Origin of the sequence: Lishizhenia sp. (assembly GCF_033720595.1) — a bacterium.
In the GTDB taxonomy this organism is placed as follows: Bacteria; Bacteroidota; Bacteroidia; order Flavobacteriales_D; family Crocinitomicaceae; genus Lishizhenia.
This window is the reverse complement of sequence record NZ_JAWWCF010000210.1, coordinates 1-4,437: the sequence shown is the minus strand read 5'-3', so window position 1 is coordinate 4,437 and position 4,437 is coordinate 1. Positions and strand designations below refer to the sequence as shown.

The 4,437-nt window shown below is 36.8% G+C and carries 5 protein-coding genes and 1 pseudogene; all 6 read left to right on the top strand.

The window, feature by feature from the left end:
- On the top strand, positions 1-577 hold a 577-nt coding region (locus R3333_RS12620), incomplete at its 5' end, for a patatin-like phospholipase family protein (protein WP_318959133.1).
- A gap of 92 nt (positions 578-669) precedes the next feature.
- Entirely contained in the window at positions 670-1,293 is a 624-nt protein-coding gene (locus R3333_RS12615; RefSeq protein WP_318959132.1) for a 2OG-Fe(II) oxygenase, read from the top strand.
- A gap of 85 nt (positions 1,294-1,378) precedes the next feature.
- Positions 1,379-1,786 carry a hypothetical protein gene (locus R3333_RS12610; RefSeq protein ID WP_318959131.1) on the top strand — a complete coding sequence of 136 codons (408 nt, stop codon included), beginning with the start codon at positions 1,379-1,381 and terminating at the stop codon, positions 1,784-1,786.
- A 79-nt stretch (positions 1,787-1,865) separates the two neighbouring features.
- A complete protein-coding gene (locus R3333_RS12605) occupies positions 1,866-2,711 on the top strand; it encodes an MbnP family protein (protein WP_318959130.1) in 846 nt (281 codons plus the stop codon).
- 1 nt (position 2,712) lies between these two features.
- A complete protein-coding gene (locus tag R3333_RS12600) occupies positions 2,713-3,753 on the top strand; it encodes a cytochrome-c peroxidase (RefSeq protein ID WP_318959129.1) in 1,041 nt (346 codons plus the stop codon).
- Positions 3,710-4,437: pseudogene (locus R3333_RS12595) on the top strand (transporter); the annotation flags it as partial. The gene R3333_RS12600 and the pseudogene R3333_RS12595, both read left to right, overlap by 44 nt.

The following is a 4,437-nucleotide window of genomic DNA, read 5'->3' as shown; positions in this document are numbered from 1 at the left end:
TTTATTGGATTGGATCAAGGAAATCATAGCAAGTAAAGATAAAGATCCAGAAATGACTTTTGCAGATTTGAAAGATTGCGATTGTTGGGAATTAAAGGTATTTGCTTGTAATTTAAATACGACCGGTTTACAGGAATTCTCCTTTGAACAAACACCAGAGATAAAAATCGCAGAGGCAATTCGGGCGTCAATGTCTATCCCTTTCTTTTTCAATGCTTGGCAATTTCCAAACGGTGAATTGAATAAGCATATTTTTATTGATGGAGGAGTATTGTATAACTATCCAATTTCAGCTTTTGACAATTTAGACAAAACCTTGGGCTTGTACATTTCTACAGAAGATAAAGATGAGGAACTCGGTTTTGATCAAATTGGGAGTTATATCAAACGATTGTTTAAAGCTGTTTTAAAAGGGCAGGATATGGATATGTTCAAATCAGATGAAGTGAGAAAACGAACCATTTTCCTAGATAATTTACACATTTCGTCTACCCATTTTGATATCAGTAGAGAGGAGCAAAACAAATTATATGAAAAGGCAGTAGAACTTACCTCAGATTTCTGCAAGAAGCTGTAATTCTATTGGAGTTTATTTCTTGAAATAATTTTTTTTAGGAGTGGTAATTTCAATTTCTTTTTAGCGTAATTTTGCGCACCTTATTTTAAGAATTGAAAGCATATTCAGAAGAGATCTACCTTTCATGGTTAGACGAATTGGCACAAAAGGATTTTGTGGTAATTGATAATTATTTAAGCGAAGAAATATTCGCTAACGTTTTTAATTTTTTCCAAAGCAAACGAGACGAAGATGCCCTGGCAAAAGCGGGTATTGGAAGCTTGGGAGATCATACCATTGTAGAAGAAATACGCGGTGACTATGTTTACTGGATAGATAAACATAAGGATCAAGAGTTAGTTGATTTACATACACAGATGGATGATTTAGTAGCAAAGGTAAATCGCTATTTATTCTTAAGTATTTCAGATTTTGAATATCATTTGGCCTTTTATCCTAAAGGAACGTTTTATCAAAAGCATTTAGATCAGTTTAAAGGCAGAAATAACCGTCAACTCTCCTATGTACTTTACTTAAATAAAGATTGGAAACAAGGTGATGGAGGTGAATTACGTATTTTTGGAGAAGCAGGAAATTTAGATATTGCACCAAAAGCGAACCGCTTAGTTTTATTTAAAAGTGGAGTCTTAGAACACGAAGTGTTGACTACAGAAACAGGAAGAATGAGTTTAACAGGATGGATGTTGAATAATCCTGTTGGACTTGGTTTTTTGTAAGTAGAAATACAATTTGAAAAGTTGATAAATATCTACAACTTTTTATTCAGAAGATTGAACTGAAAGATTAATTTTGCTGGCAGGTATGAGAATATTTGCCGGCATAGTAATATTAATTTACGTTTTCTCTTTGAGTAAGCCCGTGCAAACCATTCTTCATTTTACCCAAAATCAAGAACAAATTGCTGAAGAACTTTGTGAGAACAAAGATCAAGAGGAGTTAGAATGTAACGGTAAATGTTACTTGATGAAAGAGCTGGCCAACGAAGTGGAAAGCAATCAAGCTCTGAATTCAGAAGATAATTCTAAACCTGCTAAGAAAGACTCTAAATCTCAACTCAAACACAAAGATTATGAACGTCTCGCAGATGCGATTAACGTTCCATTCAACATAAAGGATGAAGAAGAAAAAGTAGTTCCTTACTATACTTTTTCATTGGCCACTTTTAGTGGAGACATCACTGTTCCTCCTCCCCAGGTTTTGTACATATAACCTTTACTATGCTAGATAATTAGTTTGCGAAAACCCATCGCAGGTATGCGCCTATGCGCAAAAATTAATGTACAAAACAATGAAAAATATTATAACAATTTTAGCGGTAGCCTTGGTAGCTATGGCTTGTGAAAAAGAAGATATAAAACAAAATCAAGAGGAGCATAAGGGCGAAATCTTAGTGAATTTTGATATGAAAGCAGGAACTTCACCCCTTCAGTTGAGAGCAAGTGGAGATACGGTGAATTACGATTATTCAACAGCTTTAAACCAAGCATTTAATATTTCAAATTTCGGGTTCTATGTAAGCGCTTTCACGTTGAGCGGACCCAATGGTGAAAGTTACACCCAAAAGATGGAAGCTACTGCAGAAGGAGCTCAAGGCTACTTTAGAGTAGAGGCGAGTGATCTTGCTACGAGCTTTATCAACCTAGAGAACATACCTGAAGGAACCTATGATGAAATTAGTTTTACCATAGGTGTAGGCGAAGAAGGTGTACAATCAGGTGCATCAGGAGGAGTTTTAGATCCTGCAAATGGAGCGTGGTTCTGGAATTGGAATGCCGGTTACATTGCTATGAAAGTAGAGGGAAGTGCTGCAGATTCTCCACAACAATTCGTGGATCAGGGAAATGGTTCTAGTATTCCAGCCAAACGCATTGAATTCCACGTGGGAGGATGGAAAGATGTAGATGGAAGTATGTTTGTGAACAACCTTAAAACACTTACACTTGACTTTGGATCTCCTATTCTCATTGGAGAAAAGTACGCTCCGGAAGCTCATGTTGTAGTGGATGTTTTGCCCTTTTTTAATGCATCTAGTAATGATTTCACCTCTACATACTCTGTACACTCTCCAATGGCCGGTGCGCCGTTTGCAGCTACATTTACAGAGATGTTTGTGATGGATCACGTACACCAATAAAATGAAAGGGGTAGTATTTATGCGTTACGTGTGTTTATCATACGTAGCGCTACTTCTTGTTTCCTGTTCGAAACAAAGTGGTGAGGTGGAAGAGTTCCGTTTTATTAAACCTGAACATTTTCCAAGTTCAACCTACAATTTTGAACTCAATGAAATAACAGAAGAAGCCTTTTTATTGGGTAGAAAATTGTTTTATGATCCTTTACTATCAATAGATGGAAGTGTTGCATGTGCCAATTGCCATCAACAAGGAACAGCCTTTGCAGATGGGCAACAACATCCTTTTTCTATAGGGGTGGATAATGAAATTGGTATACGTAATGCTCCAGCACTTGCAAATATGGCCTTCTATAAAGAGTTCTTTTGGGATGGAGGTGTTACGCATCTAGACTTTGTTCCCATTAATGCTATAGAATCTGATATAGAAATGAAGGAAGATCTGAATCATCTGATTGAAAAATTAAATGCTTCTAGCTTTTATCAATTAGAATTTAAGGAGACGTTCAAAATAGACAGTATTACCTCTCCTTATTTGTTCAAAGCCTTGAGTCAGTTTATGTTGATGATGGTAAGTGCCAATAGTCCTTACGATAAATGGCTAAACAACAAAGGAGACCTTAAGGCCATCGAACAAGAGGGCTTAGCACTGTTTCAAGATAAATGTGCTAGTTGCCATGAAGGTGTTTTGTTTACCAATCAGGAGTATAGAAATATTGGTTTGGATAGTATTTATCCCGATTTAGGTAGGGCTACGATTACTGAAAATCCAATGGATGTTGGAAAGTTTCGTGTTCCCTCGCTACGCAATGTGGCGTTAACCGCTCCTTATATGCATAACGCTAGATTTTGGACTTTAAAAGAAGTCCTGGATCATTATGATGAGGGTGTTTTAGATGTACCCAATTTAGCCAATGAGTTAAACCAGGGATCAACGCGTGGAATACCTTTAACTGAAATGGAAAAAGAAGCAATTATCTCATTTTTAAAAACATTAAGTGATGTTGAGTTTATACAAGATCAAAAGTTTGTGGAGTACAATTAGCCTTTTAATACTGATTTCGCTAAGTTCAAAGACATACGCCTGTGATGTTTGTGGATGTGCTGTGGGCGGAATGAGTATGGGCTTGGGTATGGAAACCACCAATAACTATATAGGATTGCGTTATTCACATGTTCAGTTTAATGCAGAAATCAATTACAACAGCAGTTATCTGGAGGATGTGCATTCAACTGATGGTTACAATAGAATGGAATTAACGGGTAAATACCATTTTTTTCCAAAGTTGTATGTTATGGCAAATGTGCCTTTTGTGTACAATACCATGCAGGGAAATACAGAAAATATTAGTCACCTTAGTTTGGCTGATGCCGCTGTTTCCCTCGCGTATAGAATAATTGCTCCACCTATGGATACCAATAAGGTGAGAGGTCATTTACTTGATTTAGGCTTAGGTATTACGCTTCCTACAGGAGCGTATCAACTCGAACATGAGGGAGAGCTGGTGAATAGAAATTTTCAAGCGGGTAGAGGAAGTATGAGTTATGCTTTACAAGCGAAGTACATGTACATGTTTAAAAAATGGCGCTTAACAACGGACGCTATTTATGGTATTGCTACATCAAATAAAGAGAATTATAGGTTTGGCAATCAGTTCAATGTCTTTGCATCTGTGGGACGTATGTTTGCTTGGAAGAAATTGTCCATTTATCCATCCATAGGAGGGTA